Origin of the sequence: Corallococcus sp. CA049B (assembly GCF_003611685.1) — a bacterium.
In the GTDB taxonomy this organism is placed as follows: Bacteria; Myxococcota; Myxococcia; order Myxococcales; family Myxococcaceae; genus Corallococcus; species Corallococcus coralloides.
In genome coordinates this window covers 1-16,168 of the sequence record NZ_RAWC01000206.1, presented here as the reverse complement: position 1 = coordinate 16,168, position 16,168 = coordinate 1, and the positions used below count along the sequence as shown (strand labels likewise).

Annotated in this window: 21 protein-coding genes; 5 read left to right on the top strand and 16 right to left on the bottom strand. The window is 70.0% G+C overall.

What is annotated here, in order from left to right; translation table 11 throughout:
* Positions 1–2 precede the first annotated feature (2 nt).
* The gene (locus tag D7W82_RS31480) at positions 3–329 is read right to left on the bottom strand and encodes a cupin domain-containing protein (protein ID WP_014399741.1); all 327 of its coding nucleotides are present in this window, start codon (positions 327–329) and stop codon (positions 3–5) included.
* 38 nt (positions 330–367) lie between these two features.
* Here D7W82_RS31480 and D7W82_RS31475 point away from each other — a divergent pair, with 38 nt between their 5' ends.
* Positions 368–1,444 carry a folate-binding protein YgfZ gene (locus tag D7W82_RS31475; protein ID WP_120621857.1) on the top strand — a complete coding sequence of 359 codons (1,077 nt, stop codon included), beginning with the start codon at positions 368–370 and terminating at the stop codon, positions 1,442–1,444.
* A 20-nt stretch (positions 1,445–1,464) separates the two neighbouring features.
* On the opposite strand, the gene D7W82_RS31470 is transcribed toward D7W82_RS31475, so the two are convergent.
* The 10 genes from D7W82_RS31470 to D7W82_RS31425 form a co-directional block, all read right to left on the bottom strand.
* Complete coding sequence (locus D7W82_RS31470) at positions 1,465–2,673, bottom strand: FAD/NAD(P)-binding oxidoreductase (protein ID WP_233588047.1); 1,209 nt, start codon at positions 2,671–2,673, stop codon at positions 1,465–1,467.
* 93 nt (positions 2,674–2,766) lie between these two features.
* Positions 2,767–3,576: a sigma-70 family RNA polymerase sigma factor gene (locus tag D7W82_RS31465; RefSeq protein WP_120621855.1), complete on the bottom strand. Its 810-nt coding sequence runs from the start codon at positions 3,574–3,576 to the stop codon at positions 2,767–2,769.
* 185 nt (positions 3,577–3,761) lie between these two features.
* The gene (locus D7W82_RS31460; protein WP_120621854.1) at positions 3,762–4,232 is read right to left on the bottom strand and encodes a DsrE family protein; all 471 of its coding nucleotides are present in this window, start codon (positions 4,230–4,232) and stop codon (positions 3,762–3,764) included.
* A gap of 27 nt (positions 4,233–4,259) precedes the next feature.
* Positions 4,260–5,300 (bottom strand): YeiH family protein, encoded by a 1,041-nt coding sequence (locus D7W82_RS31455; RefSeq protein ID WP_120621853.1) that lies wholly within the window; start codon positions 5,298–5,300, stop codon positions 4,260–4,262.
* A 212-nt stretch (positions 5,301–5,512) separates the two neighbouring features.
* Positions 5,513–7,132, bottom strand: coding sequence for a bifunctional UDP-sugar hydrolase/5'-nucleotidase (locus tag D7W82_RS31450; RefSeq protein ID WP_233588046.1), 1,620 nt, complete (start codon positions 7,130–7,132; stop codon positions 5,513–5,515).
* Between the two features lie 94 nt (positions 7,133–7,226).
* Entirely contained in the window at positions 7,227–7,568 is a 342-nt protein-coding gene (locus D7W82_RS31445) for a rhodanese-like domain-containing protein (RefSeq protein WP_120621851.1), read from the bottom strand.
* Between the two features lie 120 nt (positions 7,569–7,688).
* Positions 7,689–8,447: an anti-sigma factor gene (locus tag D7W82_RS31440; protein ID WP_120621850.1), complete on the bottom strand. Its 759-nt coding sequence runs from the start codon at positions 8,445–8,447 to the stop codon at positions 7,689–7,691.
* Complete coding sequence (locus D7W82_RS31435; protein ID WP_233588045.1) at positions 8,434–8,955, bottom strand: RNA polymerase sigma factor; 522 nt, start codon at positions 8,953–8,955, stop codon at positions 8,434–8,436. Before D7W82_RS31435 ends, D7W82_RS31440 begins: the two co-directional genes overlap by 14 nt.
* A gap of 44 nt (positions 8,956–8,999) precedes the next feature.
* The gene (locus D7W82_RS31430) at positions 9,000–9,461 is read right to left on the bottom strand and encodes a DUF6691 family protein (protein WP_120621848.1); all 462 of its coding nucleotides are present in this window, start codon (positions 9,459–9,461) and stop codon (positions 9,000–9,002) included.
* A gap of 12 nt (positions 9,462–9,473) precedes the next feature.
* Positions 9,474–9,899 carry a YeeE/YedE family protein gene (locus tag D7W82_RS31425; RefSeq protein WP_120621847.1) on the bottom strand — a complete coding sequence of 142 codons (426 nt, stop codon included), beginning with the start codon at positions 9,897–9,899 and terminating at the stop codon, positions 9,474–9,476.
* A gap of 99 nt (positions 9,900–9,998) precedes the next feature.
* Between D7W82_RS31425 and D7W82_RS31420 the strand changes: the two genes are divergently transcribed.
* Genes D7W82_RS31420 through D7W82_RS31410 form a run of 3 tightly spaced genes read left to right on the top strand, consistent with a single transcriptional unit; the run spans position 9,999 to position 11,897 of the window.
* Positions 9,999–10,700 (top strand): MBL fold metallo-hydrolase, encoded by a 702-nt coding sequence (locus D7W82_RS31420; protein ID WP_120621846.1) that lies wholly within the window; start codon positions 9,999–10,001, stop codon positions 10,698–10,700.
* Between the two features lie 31 nt (positions 10,701–10,731).
* Positions 10,732–11,052 (top strand): rhodanese-like domain-containing protein, encoded by a 321-nt coding sequence (locus D7W82_RS31415; RefSeq protein ID WP_120621845.1) that lies wholly within the window; start codon positions 10,732–10,734, stop codon positions 11,050–11,052.
* Positions 11,053–11,066: 14 nt separating this feature from the next.
* Positions 11,067–11,897, top strand: coding sequence for a sulfite exporter TauE/SafE family protein (locus tag D7W82_RS31410; protein ID WP_120621844.1), 831 nt, complete (start codon positions 11,067–11,069; stop codon positions 11,895–11,897).
* 6 nt (positions 11,898–11,903) lie between these two features.
* Here D7W82_RS31410 and D7W82_RS31405 read toward each other — a convergent pair whose 3' ends face one another.
* Both D7W82_RS31405 and D7W82_RS31400 read right to left on the bottom strand, forming a co-directional pair.
* A complete protein-coding gene (locus D7W82_RS31405) occupies positions 11,904–12,110 on the bottom strand; it encodes a hypothetical protein (RefSeq protein ID WP_147439660.1) in 207 nt (68 codons plus the stop codon).
* On the bottom strand, positions 12,107–12,388 hold the full coding sequence (locus D7W82_RS31400) for a hypothetical protein (protein WP_147439658.1): 282 nt from the start codon (positions 12,386–12,388) through the stop codon (positions 12,107–12,109). The genes D7W82_RS31405 and D7W82_RS31400 overlap by 4 nt, the downstream gene beginning before the upstream one ends.
* Before the next feature lie 94 nt (positions 12,389–12,482).
* Between D7W82_RS31400 and D7W82_RS31395 the strand changes: the two genes are divergently transcribed.
* A complete protein-coding gene (locus D7W82_RS31395) occupies positions 12,483–13,031 on the top strand; it encodes a hypothetical protein (RefSeq protein WP_147439657.1) in 549 nt (182 codons plus the stop codon).
* A gap of 30 nt (positions 13,032–13,061) precedes the next feature.
* Here the strand turns inward: D7W82_RS31395 and hppD are convergent, their stop codons facing one another.
* The 3 genes from hppD to D7W82_RS31380 are packed head-to-tail and all read right to left on the bottom strand — an operon-like array spanning position 13,062 to position 15,902.
* Complete coding sequence (hppD, locus tag D7W82_RS31390) at positions 13,062–14,225, bottom strand: 4-hydroxyphenylpyruvate dioxygenase (protein ID WP_120621840.1); 1,164 nt, start codon at positions 14,223–14,225, stop codon at positions 13,062–13,064.
* Between the two features lie 40 nt (positions 14,226–14,265).
* Entirely contained in the window at positions 14,266–14,925 is a 660-nt protein-coding gene (maiA, locus tag D7W82_RS31385) for a maleylacetoacetate isomerase (RefSeq protein WP_120621839.1), read from the bottom strand.
* Positions 14,922–15,902, bottom strand: a complete 981-nt coding sequence (locus D7W82_RS31380; protein ID WP_120621838.1) for a fumarylacetoacetate hydrolase family protein — start codon at positions 15,900–15,902, stop codon at positions 14,922–14,924. Before D7W82_RS31380 ends, maiA begins: the two co-directional genes overlap by 4 nt.
* Positions 15,903–16,168: the final 266 nt, after the last annotated feature.

Genomic DNA, 16,168 nt, shown 5'->3' with positions numbered 1-16,168 from the left:
GCTCATGCGTGCTCCGGAGGCGGGGTCATCAGGACGAGGAGGCGGGCGTTGTCCGGGCCGTCATTGACGACGCCGTGTTCGGTGCCCGCGGGGGCGAAGAGGGTGGAACCGGGGCCATGCGCCGCTTCCTCGTCGCCGATGCGGAAGCGGCAGCTCCCCTCCAGCACGAGGTACACCTTGTCGGACGTGGCGTGCCGGTGGGGCTTCTGCGCCTGGCCCGGGGCCAGGCAGTAGACGTCGAGGAAGAAGCGACCCGACTGGAAGACGGTGTGCTTCTGGAGCTTCTCTAAAGAGAAGCCCTGGAAGGCCGAAAGCTGCTTCACATCCATCGTGGCATCCGCTCCTGCGCCTCTATATAGCGACGGGCATGGAACCGCTGACGCTGCATTTTGTTCACGAGCAGGTGGGTGCCCGCTTCATTTCGGTGGGCGGCCGCGAGGTCGTGGCCGGGTATGGAGACGTAGGCGCGGAGTATGGCGCGGCCCGTGACGCAGTGGCACTGCACGATGCGTCCTACCGCGAAATCCTCCGGATAACGGGGGAGGATCGCGCCTCCTTCCTCCACGGCATGGTCACCCAGGAGGTGAAGAACCTCCCGGTGGGCTCGGCCGCCTATGCCGCCTTCCTCACGGTGAAGGGCTCCATGGTGGGAGATGCGCGCATCCTCAAGCGGGAGGATGACCTCCTGCTGGACCTGGAGCCCGGCCTGGGCGCCAAGGTGCGGGAGTTCCTGGACAAATACCTCATCTCCGAGGACGCGGAGCTGCACGACGGCACGCCGGACCAGGCCTGGCTCAAGCTGCTCGGCCCCCGGACGGCCCAGGTGCTGGCCGCCGTCCCGGGCGGCCCCCTGGAGCTCCCGGCGCCCCTGTCCAGCCGCAAGGCGTCCATTGCGGGCCAGGAGGTGTGGCTCTTGGGGACGGCGCTGCCGGGCGGGCTGTCCGGCGTGGACGTGCTGGTGCCGCGCGGGGGGCTGGAAGCGGTGTGGGCGGCGCTGGTCCAGGCGGGCGGGGCGCACGGGCTGAAGCCGCTGGGGTTCGACGCGCTGGAGCTCGTCCGGGTGGAGGCGGGGGTGCCGCGCTACGGGCAGGACATGGTGGACACCACCATCCCGCTGGAGGCGAACCTCACGAACGCCATCTCCTACAACAAGGGCTGCTACATCGGGCAGGAGGTCATCGCCCGGGCCACCTTCCGCGGGCACATGAACCGCAAGCTGGCGGGGCTGCTGCTGGGTGAGCAGGACGTGGCGCCCGGCACGGAGCTGCGCCGCGGGGAGAAGAAGGTGGGCTGGGTCACCAGCGTGGTGACGTCCCCGGTGAAGGGCCAGCGGGTGGCGCTGGGCTACGTGCACCGCGACTCGCTGGAGCCGGGCACGGAGCTGACGCTGGGCGAAGGCGCGGGCACCGTCACGGTGGCCGCGCTGCCCTTCACGGCCTCGTAAGGCGGGCCCTGCGTCGGGCGCTACGCGCGCCCGCGGAGCATCAGGTCCCAGTACATGCGCGGCAGCCCGTACTTCTTGAGCATCCACATGTCGCGCCGCTCCACCAGGGTGTTGATGAGCGGGATGCTGGGCGCGGGCTTGCCGTCGTAGTCGAACTCGGCGAGCAGCAGCTTCCCGTAGCCCGTCACGAGCGGGCAGGAGGCGTAGCCGTTGTACCGGGCGGTGGGCGCCTTCCCCTCCATGACGGCGAGCAGGTTCTCCACCAGCACCGGGGCCTCCGCGCGGATGGCCGCTCCCGTGCGGGAGGTGGGCAGGTCGCTCGCGTCCCCGAGCGCGAAGACGTTCGGATGGTCGGGGTGTTGCAGGGTGTGCTTGTGCGCCTTGACCCAGCCCGCGCACGGCCCGTGCTGGTGGGCGAGCGGGCTCCGCTTGATGAAGTCGGGCGCGCTCTGCGGGGGCGTGACGTGCAGCATGTCGTAACCGATGACCACCCGCTCCTCCTGCCCATCCCGCGTCACGGCGAAGACCGCCTCGCGTTGCTCGGGGCGCACCTCCACCAGGTTGTGGCCGAAGCGCGTGTCGATGCCGTAGCGCTCCACGACCCCCTCGAGCACCTCCGCGAACGGCTTCACCCCGAAGATGGCCTTGCCGGCCGAGCCGAAGACGACGCGCGAGCGCTCCGCGAGCCCGCTGCGGCGCAGGTGGTCCGCCACCAGGTACATGATCTTCTGCGGCGCCCCCGCGCACTTCACCGGCGTGGCCGGGTGGGTGAAGAGGGCCGTGCCGCCCTTGAAGGCGCGGACCATCTCCCATGTCTTCGTCGCGAGGTGGAAGGCGTAGTTGCTCGACACGTACGGTGTCTCCAGCGCCTCGCGCAGGCCCGGCACCTTGTCCCAGTCGAGCTGGATTCCCGGGGCGACGACGAGGAAGTCATAACCCAGGCTCAGCCCTCCGCGCGTGCGCACCTCCTGGCGCACCGGGTCCACCTCCTCCGCCCAGTCCTGAATCCAGTGGGTGCCTTTCGGGATGTAGTCGGCCTGGGGGCGCACGGTGCTGGCGATGTCCGCGGCGCCGCCGCCCACGAGCGTCCACAGGGGCTGATAGTAGTGGTGGGCCGAGGGCTCGATGATGGCGACGCCGCGCACACCCTTGCGCCGCAGCCGTGCGGCGACGGTGAGCCCCGCCGTACCTCCGCCAATGATGAGCACCTGGTGATGCGGATGGGACACGCTCGACCTCCATGCGATGGATATGGAGGTATGAGCCTGGGAAGGGTGACGAGGATTCACCCCTCATGTCCGAATGTTCGCGGGGGGGCGGGCTCAGGCGGGCAGCGCACGTGACAGCGCCTGGCGCACCGCCGCGCGCACGGGCGCGGGCACCTCATCCCCTGGAATGCGCCGGCACAGGGACACCGTGCGCTTGAGCGAATCGCACGCCTCGGTACAGCGCGGGCAGCGCGACAGGTGGTCCTCCAGACGCACGCAGGTGGCCTGGTCCACCTCCTGCGCGGCGAACTCGGAGAGCTCCCGCGCCAGCTCCGGGCACGCAGGGGCCTGCTCCGCGGAGCCCTCCCCCATCAGCGTGGAGAGGTGTTCGCGCAGCTGGAGCCGCGCGCGGTGCAGCCGGCTCTTGAGCGCCCGCACCTCGATGCCCACCACCTTCGCCGCCTCCTCCGCCGGCAGGCCCTCCACGTCCCGGAGGATGAGCACCTCCCGGTGGGCCTCCGGCAGCGCGAGGATGGCCGCCTGCAACACCTCCCCCATCTGCCGCGCATGGGAGACCACGTCCGGGGTGGCCTCCTCCGCGGCGACGCGGGCGGCCGAGGGAGAGTCGAGGGGCTGGAAGTCCTCGGGTGCTCCGACGCGCTTGCGGCGCAGGCGGAGGCAGTGCGTGCGGGCCACCTGAAACAGCCACGTGGACAGCTCCGCGTCGCCCCGGAACGCGTGGATGCCCCGGAAGGCCGCGAGCAGCGTCTCCTGGAGCACCTCCTTGGCGTCGTCCTCCGAGCCGCACATGCGCAGGCCAAAGCGGTACACCTGCTTCTCGTGGCGCGCGAGGACCTCATCCAGCGCCTTGTCGTCGCCAGCGCGCGCGGCCTCCATCAGCTGCTCATCGGTTCGCGTCGACATCACCCGGTCGCCTCCTCCACATGTCTCCGTCACGCCCGAGGCGCAGAGCGCCCGGCCGCCAGGATGCCACCCGGGCCATCCTCATGTGGATGCATAGCGGGAATCTGGCGCCGGTGCTGAAGGGACACGCAAGAGCTGCCTCATGGGTGCGAGCGACTCCGCATGGGACGGCTGAGGCGCTCTAATCAGTAGCGGATGACCTGATAGCCCTCGGCCACCAGGCGCGACAGCTCCGCGACGCCGTTGTCCACCACCTCCGCCTCCGGCTGGAGCTTCTTCGGGTCGATGCCGAACTTCGCGAGCGCGTGGCCGCAAGCCACCAGCCGTACGCCCGCGGCCTTCGCGGCCTGGGCCTCCTTGCGGACCGACTCCGGCACGGCCTTGACCGTCGGGTCCAACGCCACCACCGCACGGCCATAGCTCAGCCACACCACGTCCGAGAGGTAGCCGGACTCCCTGGCCGTCTTCGCGTGCCGGAAGGAGCTGGAGAGGGTGCCGAGGTCCTCCAGGCCCGTGGTGGAGACGAAGACGAGCTTGCCCTGACGCGCGGGCGTCTTCTTCTCGGTGGCCTGGGAAGGCTGGGACGGCGGCGCGGCGAGCGTGGCCAGGGGAGCGGTGACGAGTGCGGTGACGAGCAGCAACAGGAAGCGATTCATTCGAGGAACTCCGGATCAGGCCAAGGATTACTGGATGGACAGCAACTGGATGAGGCCCCAGGCGGACAGCGCCAGGGCCGCGAAGCCGGTGAGGCCCGCGTAGACGACGCGCATGCCCGCGCGGCGGACCATGCTCAGGTGGGTGCCCAACCCCATGGCCGCCATGGCCATCACCATGAGGAAGACGCTGGCGGTGGAGAGCCCGGCCTTGGCGGCCGCGGGCAGCACGCCCACCGAACCCAGCACGCCCACGGCGAGGAAGCCGATGACGAACCAGGGAATGGGCGGCTCCTTCAGCGAGTAGCGCACCTTCCCGCCCGCGCCGGAGGCGAGCCCCAGCACCACCAGCGCGGGGGCCAGCAGCACCACGCGGGTGAGCTTCACCAGCGTGCCCAGGTCACCCGCGGAGGTGCCCCAGGTGAAGGCCGCGGCCATCACCTGCGCCACCTCGTGCAGCGTGGCGCCCGAGAGGATGGCGAGCTGCGCGGTGCTCAGCCCCAGCAGCGGCCCCACGAAGACGTAGAAGAGCACGCCCACCGTGCCGAGGATTCCACACAGGCCCACCGCCAGCGTGGTGTCCTCCTCGTCGGCGCGGGTGACGGAGCTGGCGGCCACCACGGCGCTGGCGCCGCAGATGGAGGTGCCCACGGCCAGCAGCGTGCCCAGCTTCTCCGGGACGCCGAAGCGCTTCGTCACCCATCGGATCCCCAGGATGCCGCCGACGATGACGGCCAGGGCGAGCAGCAGCACGCGAGGGCCCACCTTCGCCACCAGCCCGAAGTCGAGCCGCGCCCCCATCAGCACGATGCCCAACCGCAGCACCGTGCGCGCCGAGTAGCGCGTGCCCTCCACCAGGACAGGAGACAGCCCCAGGGCCGTGCGCAGCGTGATTCCAATGAGCAGCGCCACCGTGAGCGGCCCTACCACCTTGAGGCCTGGAAGCGTGGCAAGCCAGTAGCTGGCCACCGCCAACCCCGCGGCGAGCCCCAGGCCCGGCAGACGCCGACGCCAGACGCCTCCAGTCGGAGATGCGGCGGGGGTGGAGGATGTTGCGAGAGGAGCAGTCATGTCGTGTTCTCGTTTTCATCTGGGGGGGCACGGATGGGCTCGGGTGACGCGCACGCCGGCCTGGCGCTCCTCCGGTTCGGTTTCGTGTCAGGCCGTGGCGGGAGGCGTCCGCGCGCCCTCGGCCACGCCGAGTCGCCGCAAGAGCATCGGGAGCTCCCTCGCACCGGGAGCGCCTCAGCGCTCCAGTTCTCCGGGGCAGGACGAGCCAAGGCTCACTCCACCTGCTGGGTGCGCAGCACGGGCGGGAGGTCCTCGCCCACGGCGCGCCCTTGCAGCGCGTCGTGCAGACGCGGCCTGCCGGCGAGGAAGCGGCGCACCGCCTCGTGTGCATCCACGTCGAGCACGCGCGGCTCCTGGATGCCGGGGATGCGGCAGACCATGTCGGGGGCATCCCCTTCCCGCTCACAGGCCGTCACGGTGTAGAGGCGCTCGTCCTCCACCGGCCTGCCACCGACTTCCAGGGCGAGGAGGCGCTGCCCCTTGGGTGCGTCGGCGCGGAAGCGCAGCGTCATCCCCGAGGGGCGCGGCAGCCACCCACCGAAGCGCTTCTCCGGGTCCTTCGCGAAGACGTTCTCCAGCTCCTGCTCCCAGAAGGCGCGAAGCTGCCGGCCACTCACCTTGCCCGTCTTCAGCTTGTTGACGATGGGGAAGAGGTTCCACAGGTCCGCCTCGCGCACCGGCCCGGGCAACAGCGGCGTGCCGAAGCGGAAGCCGTTGGAGAGGCCTATCTCCGTCCCACCAGCGGCGCGGATGGCGTCGGCCAGCACGTTGTCCAGCGGGTTCTCCACCACCGCGTAGCGCGCGAGCGTCACGTCGGTGTGGCCCACCGGCGCGGACAGCTTCGCCTCGTGCGGAGCGAGGGCGGCGTCCACCAGCCGGGCCACCTTCGGGTCCTCGGGGAAGCGCGAGGCGGCCAGCTCGATGAGCTCCCAGCGGCGGTCCACCACCCGGCCCTCCTCCACCCACAAATCCAACCGCCCGAGGAAGGAACCGAAGGCGCCGGGCTCCACCACCCAGCTGCCGGCCTTCTCGATGGGTGCATAGGTGCGCTCATGCGTGTCGCCGGACAGGTGGACGTCCACCCCGGGCACCTTGCCAGCGAGCCCCACCGCCTTGGCGAGCCCCACGTGCGTCATCAGCAGCACCACCTGGGCCCCCTCGCGCTCGCGCACCTCGCGCACGAGCGCGGGCAGCGCCTCCGGACCGTCGTAGCGAAGGCCCTGGCTGTAACCCGGGGGCTGACGGCGCGGGACATCCGGATCCGTGAAGCCGACGACGGCCACCTTCACCCCGCCCACCTCCTTCACCAGGTACGGCGGAAAGAGGCGCTCGCCGCTCGCCGCATCGCGCAGGTTGGCGGCGACGAGCGGATGCTTCAGCTCACGAGCGCGCTGGCGCAGCACCTTGGGGCCGTACACCACCTCCCAGTTGCCGGGCACCGCGCCGTCCAGCCCGAGCGCGTTGAGCGGCGCGATGAGGGCTTCGCCCTCGGTGAGCGCCGCCGCGCCCGAGCCCTGAATCGTGTCACCGGCATCGAGCACCAGCACGTCACCGCCGCGCTCCGCGCGGATCCGCTGGATGGCGGCGGCCACGCGGGCGAAGCCGCCGGCCTCTTCGATGCGCTCCTTCCCTTCGTGCCAGAACAGCTCGGGGTGGGCGCGCAACTGCGCGTGCAGATCCGCCACGTAGAGGACGGTGAGCTGCTTGCGCTGGGACGAAACGCTCTCGGCCGGCGGGGTGATGGCTCCCGGCCGCGTCAGGGCACAGCCGGAGCCCAGGCCGCCCAGCGAGAACAGCGCGCCGAGCAGGGAGAGGAGAGGCATCATCGTCATGAAGCACCTTGAGGAAGAGAGACTGCGGAGGGGACACGAGGAGTGCCGCGCGAAGTTCCCGCGGCGGGCCAGCGCCCCGGCCGCTCCCCTCCCATCACTCCCAGGCCGACATGGGGCCCAGGTTGAAGACGTCCTGGAATCCGCGCTCCTTCAGGAGGAGCTCGGCGCGGCCGCTGCGCGCGCCGCTGCGGCAGTAGATGACGAGGGGCTTCTGCGGCGAGCCGAGCTCGGCGAGCCGCTGGGGCAGCTCATCCACGGGGATGTTCACCGCCCCGGGAAGGTGCCCGGCGGCGAACTCCTCCGGCGTGCGGACATCCACCAGCGTGGCGCCCGCCTCCACCCGCTGGTGGGCCTCGGCCCCGGCGGAGCGCTGGTGCGCACAGGAGACGAGGAACGGACCGGCGAACAGGGCAGCGACGACGAGAACGGACTTCATGGAGCGGCTCCAACCGGGCCCAGAGGCCCACTGACTGGGCCCTGGGGAACGGGGTACAGCGGGGTGGAACGTCAGCATGCCCGCAAGGAAGCTGCCGGAGAGGTTCCCGGCCTCGCGACCTCAAGGCGCCAGACGAGCCAGGGCGTCGACGAGCACCGGCTGCTCCAGCTCGGAGACGGCGAGCGCGGCCTGCCCGCCCCCGCGCGGCGCCACGCAGATGCGCTCACCGATGGGGCCCTGCGTGCAGCGCGTCTGCTCTCCGGCGAAGCTCGCCGCCTCCCGCGCCGCGGGTGAGCCCGGCGGTGGCAGGAAGAGCGTCATCGCCGTGCCCCCCTCGTGCCGGTACAGCAGCGAGGCGGAGAGCTGTCCATGCAGCCGGCAGCGGCGGGCCCCCAGCAGCGTCGCGCCGGGCACCACCGGGACGTCCACCGCATAGCCCACCTCCCGCGCCACCCAGGCCTTCACCGCGGCCGGATCCGAGGACTCGAACTCGCAGGGAGTGGCGCGCGAGAAGGCCTTGAGGTGGTGCCGCTCGAGGTCCATCGCCAGCGCGTCGTTCATGCCACCGGGCCACGACGTCCAGAGGATGCCCACGGACGCGACCGCCGCGGCCAGGCCCACCGTCCACCGTCGCCGGAAGGCGGGGCGGGAGCGCGGAGCCAGGCGGGAGACACGCGCCCTCAGCTCGGGCGGCACGTGATTCTCCGTGGCGGCCTGGGCCTTCAGCGCCTCGCGCAGCGGGGCATAGCGGGCCGCCTCCCGGGCACAGCCCACGCACCGGGACAGGTGCTGCTCCACGGCCTGCCGCTCGTGCGCCGGGCCCTCCCCATCGAACCACGCGGAGAGACGTTCCTGCCACGCCGGGCTACAGGCTTCCATGTGACTTCTCCTTCTCCAGGAGGTCGAGCATCGCCCCCCGGGCCCGCGCGAGGCGCGAGCGCACGGTGCCCACCGGACAGCCCTGGACCTGGGCGATCTCCTCGTAACTCAACTCTTCGACTTCGCGCAGCCACAGCGCATCCCGCCACTCGGGGGCCAGCGACTCCAGCGCCGCCTTCATGCCCGAGCTGAGCGTGTGGGCGTGCAGCTCCGCCTCCAGGTCCGCGAAAGGCTCGGGGGCGGTCTCCTTCCCCAGACCGCCCTCCAGCACCTCCAGCCGGGGGCGCAGGCCCCGCCGGGAGTTGAGGAAGACGGCGCGCTGGACGGCGAGCAGCCATCCCTTGAGCCGCTCCGGGTCGCGCAGCTCGTCGTGCCGCTCCAGCGCGCGCGCCACCGTCTCCTGCACCAGGTCATCCGCCTCGGCGGTGCTGCCCGTCAGCCGGCGGCCCACCCGTCGCAGGGCTGGCAGGTGCTCCAGGGCACGTTCAATAAAGGACCGGCTGCTCACGTTCCTCCAGGACACGGTGTCGGCCGCGAAAAGTTCCCGAGGGGCTACGGAGTGGGCGATGCGCCCGGGACCGGAGTCCCCGCGCTCGCGCTCCGTCGCGCCTGCAGCACCTGGGCGAGGAACATGCCGGCGAACATGGCGGGCACGAAGACGAGCAGCTGCGTCGCACCGGTGGCGAGCGAGGTGAGCGCGGGGCCGGGGCAGTAGCCGCCGAGCCCCCAGCCCACGCCGAAGAGGCCCGCGCCCACGAGGAGCCGGCGGTCCACCCAATTGGCGGAGAACGTGGGGAACTTCGCGGCGAACAGGGGCCGCCTACGTCCGAGGATGAGGGGCCGCAGCGCCGCGTGCACGGCGATGGCGCCGCCCATCACGAAGGCGAGCCGGTAATCCCAAGCCCCCGCGATGTCGAGGAAGCCGAGGACCTTGGCCGGGTCCGTCATGCCGCTGATGCCCAGGCCGATGGCGAAGAGGAGGCCGCTGAGAAACGCACTGAGGTTTGAACGCATGGAGGGCTTTCCCTAGAGGACGTGGCGGATCAGGAAGACGGTGAGGACGCCGGTGGCCATGAAGGTGAGCGTGGCCGCGATGGAGCGGGCCGAACCGCGGCTGATGCCGCAGACGCCGTGCCCGCTGGTGCAGCCGTTGCCCAGCCGCGAGCCGAACCCCACCAGCAGTCCGGCCCCCACCAGCAGCAAGGCGCCGCCCGCGCTCAAGGACGTGGGGGCCGGGAAGGAGCCAGGGCGCAGCCATGCCAGCAGCAGGCCCCCGGTGAGCAGCCCGCCGAGGAAGAGCACGCGCCAGGCGACATCCCCGCGCACGGGGGCCAGCAGCGAGCCCACCACGCCGCTGATGCCGGCGACCCGGCCATTGGTCAATAGGAGCAAGGAGGCACTCAGGCCGATGAGCGCCCCGCCCAGGAGGGGAGGGAGGAGGGAGGAAATCATGTCCTGTAAGAGCCAGATTCGGAGGTGGAGGATTCCGCCAGGGGAAGGCCCTGAATCCTTTTGCCCGCCCCCTGGCTCTCAAGGACAGGAGGCTTCGACATGATTTTCCGCCAGCTTTTCGACGCAGAGTCCTCGACGTACACCTATCTCCTCGGCGACGAGTCCACACGGCAGGCCGTCCTCATCGACCCTGTCATCGAGCAGGTCGACCGGGACCTGAAACTGGTGGGCGAGCTGGGCCTCACCCTCACCCACGTCTTCGATACCCACGTGCACGCGGACCACGTCACCGCGTCCGGAGTGCTGCGCGAGCGCACGCAGGCCACGGTGGTGGGGGGCAAGGGAGGAGCCGCCTGCGCCAACGTCCAGGTGGGCCACGGAGACGAGGTGCGTGTCGGGCAGCTCGTCTTCCAGGTGCTCGCCACCCCGGGGCACACGGACGACAGCGTCAGCTACCTGCTGGGCGACCGCGTCTTCACCGGGGACGCGCTGCTCGTGCGCGGCAACGGCCGCACCGACTTCCAGAACGGGAACTCGAGCCAGCTCTACGACAGCCTCACCCGCGTCCTCTTCCGCCTGCCGGACGAAACGCTCGTCTACCCCGCGCACGACTACCACGGTCACATGGCGACGAGCATTGGCGAGGAGAAGCGGCACAACCCGCGCGTCGCGGGCAAGAGCCTGGAGGAGTTCATCGAGGTGATGAACAACCTCCACCTGCCCAAGCCCAAGAAGATCGACGTCGCCGTCCCAGCCAACCGCGCCTGTGGGCACACGGCGCCTTCACCGCAGGGAGCCTGAAGTCCCCTGCCCTTCCCAACAGGAGCAAGCCATGACACCCCACCCCTATCAGGACCTCACGCCCTCGCAGCTCGACACGCTCGGCCCCGAGGTGCGGCGCATCGACGTGCGTGAGCCGGACGAGTTCACGGGCCCCTTGAGCCACCTCCCCGGAGCGGAGCTCGTCCCGCTGGGCACGCTGGAGGTGGCGTCCGCGGAGTGGCCGCGGGAACAACCGCTGCTGCTCATCTGCCGCTCGGGTGGGCGCTCCGCGAAGGCGGCGCAGGCGCTCGCCCAGCGTGGCTTCAAACACCTCTTCAACCTGGCGGGCGGGATGCTCGCCGTGCGCGAGCCCCGCGCGCCCCAGGGCTAGCGGAAACGAACTCCATGCCCATCATCGGCTTCTCGCTCGCGGCCCTCATCGGCCTGTCGCTCGGCCTGCTCGGCGGCGGCGGCTCCATCATCACCGTCCCCATCCTCGTGTACGTCCTGGGCTTCGGGGCCAAGGAGTCCATCGCCATGGGGCTGGCCGTGGTGGGCGTCACCAGCCTCTTCGGCGCGGCGGGCCACTGGCGCAAGGGCAACGTGCAGCTCCGGGCGGCCCTCGTCTTCGGGGCGGTGGCCATGGTGGGCACCTACGCGGGGGCGCGCCTGTCCGTCTTCGTCTCGGGCGCCTTGCAGCTGCTGCTCTTCGCCACGGTGATGCTCGTGGCCGCCTTCTTCATGTTCCGCAACGGCCGCAAGGAGGCCGCGCTCGCCGCGAGAAAGGAGTCCGCGCCCATACCCGAGCCCCGCAAGGCGTCCTTCCCCGTCATGGCCCTGGCCGCGCTCGGAGTGGGTGGGCTCACGGGGCTCGTCGGAGTGGGCGGCGGCTTCCTCATCGTCCCGGCGCTGGTGCTCCTGGTGGGCCTCCCGATGAAGCAGGCAGTGGGCACGAGCCTGCTCGTCATCGCCCTCAACTCCTTCGTGGGCTTCGCCGGCTACCTCGGCCACGTCCAGGTGCCCTGGCTCTACCTGGGCATCTTCACGGCCATCGCCGTGGCGGGCATCCTCATTGGCACCTGGGCCACCCACTACGTCTCGCAGGCGGCCCTCAAGCGGGCCTTCTCCCTCTTCCTCGTCGTGATGGGCGCCTTCATCATGTTCAAGAACCGGGAGGCGCTGGCGCGGGGTGGCGATGAGCCCGCGCCCCGCTCCAGCCACACCTCCTCAAAATGAGAGCAGTCAGGGGCGCTCCGGGGAGCGCTTTCCCCGCAGCTGCAGCAGCATCGCCAGGACAAGCAGCAACAGGATGAGGAGGACGGGGCCCAGCACGACGCCTCCGAGCAGGCCCGCCACCGCCCAGCCGATTCCGGATCCAAAACCCCAGACCGCCCCCACCACGCCTCCAATGGCGGCCCCCACGAGCATGACGGGTTCAATGAGAGTCATTGGGGATTCGCGTCGCAGTACACGTACTTCGTGCCGGGGGAGCAGCCCATGACGGCGCACTGCGGATCCTTCTTCGCCTCCTGGTCCTTCTGGATGAGCGCCTGGAGGTCATCGCCGTTCGCGCAGGACAGACACTTCACCTCTGGCTCCGCCCCGCCACAGCAGCCACAGCCGCAAGCGACGTAGGTGGCGTTGCAGTCCAGCGGCGCCTTCGTTGGCGCCCTATCCCCGGCGGCCTGGCAGCCCCACCCCAGCGCGCCCGCCAGCAGCAGTCCCATGAGCATTCGCATGGAATGAAGATAGACGACGCACGGCGCCCCGGCAGCCCGGAGCCTTCCGGGCGCACCTCCGGATGTGACAAGAATGGACGACATGCGCCTGCCCCTTCACCTCGCGGCCCTGCTCGTCGCCGGTTGCGCGTCGACCTCTCCATTTCCTCCGGAGTACCCAGCACCGCCCCAGGACGGCACGGAGCGCGTCTGCACGCTGATTGGTTGCGGTTCGGGGATGGTGCTGGACATGACCGTGAACGCCACCCTCGCGCAGCTGCGGGCCGCGACCTTCACGATGTGCCGGAACGGGTCGTGCTTCCGGTCGCGCCTGGAGGGGTTCCGGCCGGACGCCGAACGGGGCTTCCTGCAACTGCCCATGCCGAAAGAGGCCGGGCGCTTTCCCTTGCTGGAGCTCTCCACGAAGCCCCTGCCCACGGGAGGCACGGAGGTCCGCGTCTCCTACGGCACCGATTCAGTGGTGCTGAAGCAGGGCGACCTCTACCGGGTGACGTTCCAGGCCGTGGATGGGCGGACGCTCGGGGAGTTCCGCAGCGTGGCCCATTACACGAAGGTCGAACCCAACGGCCCGGACTGCGGCACCTGCTACAACGTCTACTTCGGAAGCAACCCGCCGCCGCGGGAGAGGTGACTCCCCTCCCCCGCGACACGGCGCTCGTGACTACACGCGCCCTTCGGCCTTCTGCGCGCGCTCGATGCTCTCGAACAGGGCGCGGAAGTTGCCGCCGCCGAAGCCCTGGTCGCCCTTGCGCTGGATGATTTCGTAGAAGAACGGGCCCGCGTCCGCCTGCTTGTAGAGGCTCGCCGCGTCCTTCATGAAGATCTGGAGCATGTAGCTGCGCTCCTTGTCCCCGTCGATGAGCACCTCCAGGTCGCGCAGGACGTTGATGTCCTCGTCGATCTTCTTGATGCCCATGTTCTGGATGCGCTCCGGCAGCGCGTCGTAATACGAGCCCGGCGTGGGCATGAACTGGATGCCCGCGTTCTGCCGCATGTCCTTCACCGAGGACAGGATGTCCTTCACCGTGATGGCAAGGTGCTGCACGCCGTCACCACGGTGGTCCTCGTTGAAGATGTTGATCTGGCTGGCCTTGAAGAACGGGAACTTGGGCTCGTTGTTCGCGAACTTCACCCCGCTCTTCGGATCCCACATCACCTCCGACTTCAGGCCGCTGCCGTGGTCGCGCTTCTGCTGCGACGCCACGTCGTCCGTGTGGAACTCGATGTGCCAGAACTTCTCGAAGCCCATCACGTGCTCCATCCACAGGAGCATGGGCTTCATCGTCTGGAAGTTCGACGTGACGTGGTCCAGCTTGTCGAAGCCGTACTTGTTCTGGCCGCCCTTGGGCTGCGGGTGCACCAGGAAGCCCGGGTAGATGGACTTGTAGTTGTCCCGCTGCAGGAAGCGGAACGTGGTGTCACCAAACGGCGTGGTGATGGAGAAGAACGACAGCTTGCCGCCCGCGTCGTCCGTGAAGCGCTGGATGTCCGTGATGAACGTGGCGCCGCGCTGCTCCAGCAGCTTGAACGCCTTCTCCACGTCCTCCACCACGAAGTTCAGCGTGCCCACGCCGTCCGGGTGCTTGCGCAGATAGCGCCACGCCCGGCCGCCCTCGCCCACCGGCTGGCTCACCACCAGGGCAATCTCACCCGCCTGGAACAGCGCGGACTTCTGCTTGCCGTGCGCGTCCAGCTCCGGCCCGGACACCGCCACCTCCGCGAAGTCCAACCCCTTCGTGTAGAACTGGCGGCTGCGCTCCAGGTCATGCACGTACCAGTGGATGCTCTCCAGGGCCTTGATGCCCAGCGATTCCTGCTTGGCCATGTCGCTGACTCCTCGTGGTGATGAAGAAGATATTTCGTGACTACACCGGCTGCGCGTCGGGCTGCCGGTCCGGCTGCGCCGCCTGGAAGGCGGGGAGTTCGTTGCACGCCGCTTCAATCCGCAAGAGCGTGGGATAGGGCTTCAGGTCTACACCGAACCGGCGGGCCCCGTAGAGCTGGGGAACGAGCAGGACGTCCGCGAACGACACTGCGTCTCCCACACAATAACGCCCCGCCGTCGCCTGCACCGCCGCCTCCAGCGCCGTCAGCCCGTGCACGTTCCAGTGCGCCGCCCAGGCCTTCTCGTCCGCCTTCAGCTCGGTCTTGATGCGCAGCGTTACCGACGTGTTCTGCAGGGGCTGCATGCCGGCGTTCACCATCTCCGCCAGCATGCGCGCCTTCGCGCGGAGGTACGCATCCGTGGGCAGGAGTGCAGGCGAGGGCACGCGCTCCTCCAGGTACTCCAGGATGGCCATGGACTCGGACAGCTTGCGCGCCTGCCCGTCCGCTTCCGTCCACTCCAGGGTGGGCACGCGGGCCATGGGGTTCACCGCGCGGTAGTCCGCGGAGTTCTGCTGGCCGCCGTCCTTGAGCAGGTGCACCGCCAGGTACTCGAAGGGGAGCCCCTTCCAGTTCAACGCGATGCGCGCGCGCCAGGACGCGGAGGAGCGCCAGTAGCTGTGCAGCTTGAGGTTCTTCATGGCGCCTTCACCACCGTCTGGGAGATGCGGCCGAAGAGGCTGTGCCCCTCGCCATCCAGCATCTCGATTTCGATGGTGTCCCCGGGCTTCATGAAGGACGTCTTCGGCTTGCCCTCGTCGATGGTTTCAATCATCCGGCGCTCGGCGAGGCAGGAGATGCCGCGCGAGCGGTCCTCGTTGGACACCGTGCCGCTGCCCAGGATGGTGCCCGCGGTGAAGGCGCGCGTGCGCGTCAGGTGCTGGATGAGGTCGCGGAAGGAGAAGTGCATCTCCGGGCCCGCGTCCGCGTCCCCCACGAGCTGGCCGTTGAGCGTGCTGCGCATGCGCAGGTGCACGCGGCCGTCCATCCATGCCGCGCCCAGCTCATCCGGCGTCAGCGCGAAGGGGCCGAACGCGGTGGCGGGCTTGCTCTGGAAGAAGCCGAAGCCCTTGGCCAGCTCCTCCGGGATGAGGTTCCGCAGGGACACGTCGTTGGCGATCATCACCAGCTTGATGTGCCTGTCCGCGTCTTCGGCCTTCGTGCCCATGGGCGTATCACCCAGCACGACGCAGACCTCGCTCTCGAAGTCCAGGCCCCACGCCTCGTCGCGCAGCGGGATGTCCTGCGTGGGCGCCAGGAAGTCGCCGGAGCCGCCCTGGTACACCAGCGGATCCGTGCGCAGCGTGGCCGGCGGCTCCGCGTTGCGCGCCTTGCGCACCAGCACCACGTGGTTGATGTACGCGCTGCCGTCCACCCATTCGTAGGCGCGCGGCAGGGGCGCGTGCAGCGCCTTCACGTCCAGCGGGCGGCTCTGCACCGCGCCGGCTTCCAGTTGCTGCGCCAGCGCGCGCAGCTGCGGCTCCTTCGCGTCCCAGTCATCCAGGGCCGCTTGCAGCGTGAGGGCCACGTTGGTGGCCAGCGCGTAGGCGGAGTTGTCCCGCTTGACGACGATGAGCCGCCCGTCGCGGGTTCCGTCCTTGAGCGTCGCGAGCTTCAATTTCGCGCTCCCTCGGCGGCCTGCGGGGGAGGAAGGGGGAGGCCGCCTGACCCGACGGGCTTTTCCGCCGGGCCACCAGGCGAGTCAAGCACGCCCGTTGAACGCGGCGCGGCATCCTTCCTCCCTCCAGCAACGTTGCTGGCCGCTCACATTCGCGTGGCTGTCGGCTGAAGGACGAAGCGCGGCCCCTTCGCACGCCGGGGCGTCGTGGAAATCCACGAGTTCGCCTGTCGGGCCGCCTGCTCCACGAACGGACAGGGGGCACC

Coding starts and splice junctions, on each gene's coding strand:
- D7W82_RS31480 (WP_014399741.1), bottom strand. CDS start 329: ATGGATGTGAAGCAGCTTTCGGCCTTCCAGGGCTTCTCTTTAGAGAAG.
- D7W82_RS31475 (WP_120621857.1), top strand. CDS start 368: ATGGAACCGCTGACGCTGCATTTTGTTCACGAGCAGGTGGGTGCCCGC.
- D7W82_RS31465 (WP_120621855.1), bottom strand. CDS start 3,576: ATGTCGACGCGAACCGATGAGCAGCTGATGGAGGCCGCGCGCGCTGGC.
- D7W82_RS31460 (WP_120621854.1), bottom strand. CDS start 4,232: ATGAATCGCTTCCTGTTGCTGCTCGTCACCGCACTCGTCACCGCTCCC.
- D7W82_RS31455 (WP_120621853.1), bottom strand. CDS start 5,300: ATGACTGCTCCTCTCGCAACATCCTCCACCCCCGCCGCATCTCCGACT.
- D7W82_RS31450 (WP_233588046.1), bottom strand. CDS start 7,132: ATGACGATGATGCCTCTCCTCTCCCTGCTCGGCGCGCTGTTCTCGCTG.
- D7W82_RS31445 (WP_120621851.1), bottom strand. CDS start 7,568: ATGAAGTCCGTTCTCGTCGTCGCTGCCCTGTTCGCCGGTCCGTTCCTC.
- D7W82_RS31440 (WP_120621850.1), bottom strand. CDS start 8,447: ATGGAAGCCTGTAGCCCGGCGTGGCAGGAACGTCTCTCCGCGTGGTTC.
- D7W82_RS31430 (WP_120621848.1), bottom strand. CDS start 9,461: ATGCGTTCAAACCTCAGTGCGTTTCTCAGCGGCCTCCTCTTCGCCATC.
- D7W82_RS31425 (WP_120621847.1), bottom strand. CDS start 9,899: ATGATTTCCTCCCTCCTCCCTCCCCTCCTGGGCGGGGCGCTCATCGGC.
- D7W82_RS31420 (WP_120621846.1), top strand. CDS start 9,999: ATGATTTTCCGCCAGCTTTTCGACGCAGAGTCCTCGACGTACACCTAT.
- D7W82_RS31415 (WP_120621845.1), top strand. CDS start 10,732: ATGACACCCCACCCCTATCAGGACCTCACGCCCTCGCAGCTCGACACG.
- D7W82_RS31410 (WP_120621844.1), top strand. CDS start 11,067: ATGCCCATCATCGGCTTCTCGCTCGCGGCCCTCATCGGCCTGTCGCTC.
- D7W82_RS31405 (WP_147439660.1), bottom strand. CDS start 12,110: ATGACTCTCATTGAACCCGTCATGCTCGTGGGGGCCGCCATTGGAGGC.
- D7W82_RS31400 (WP_147439658.1), bottom strand. CDS start 12,388: ATGGGACTGCTGCTGGCGGGCGCGCTGGGGTGGGGCTGCCAGGCCGCC.
- D7W82_RS31395 (WP_147439657.1), top strand. CDS start 12,483: ATGCGCCTGCCCCTTCACCTCGCGGCCCTGCTCGTCGCCGGTTGCGCG.
- hppD (WP_120621840.1), bottom strand. CDS start 14,225: ATGGCCAAGCAGGAATCGCTGGGCATCAAGGCCCTGGAGAGCATCCAC.
- maiA (WP_120621839.1), bottom strand. CDS start 14,925: ATGAAGAACCTCAAGCTGCACAGCTACTGGCGCTCCTCCGCGTCCTGG.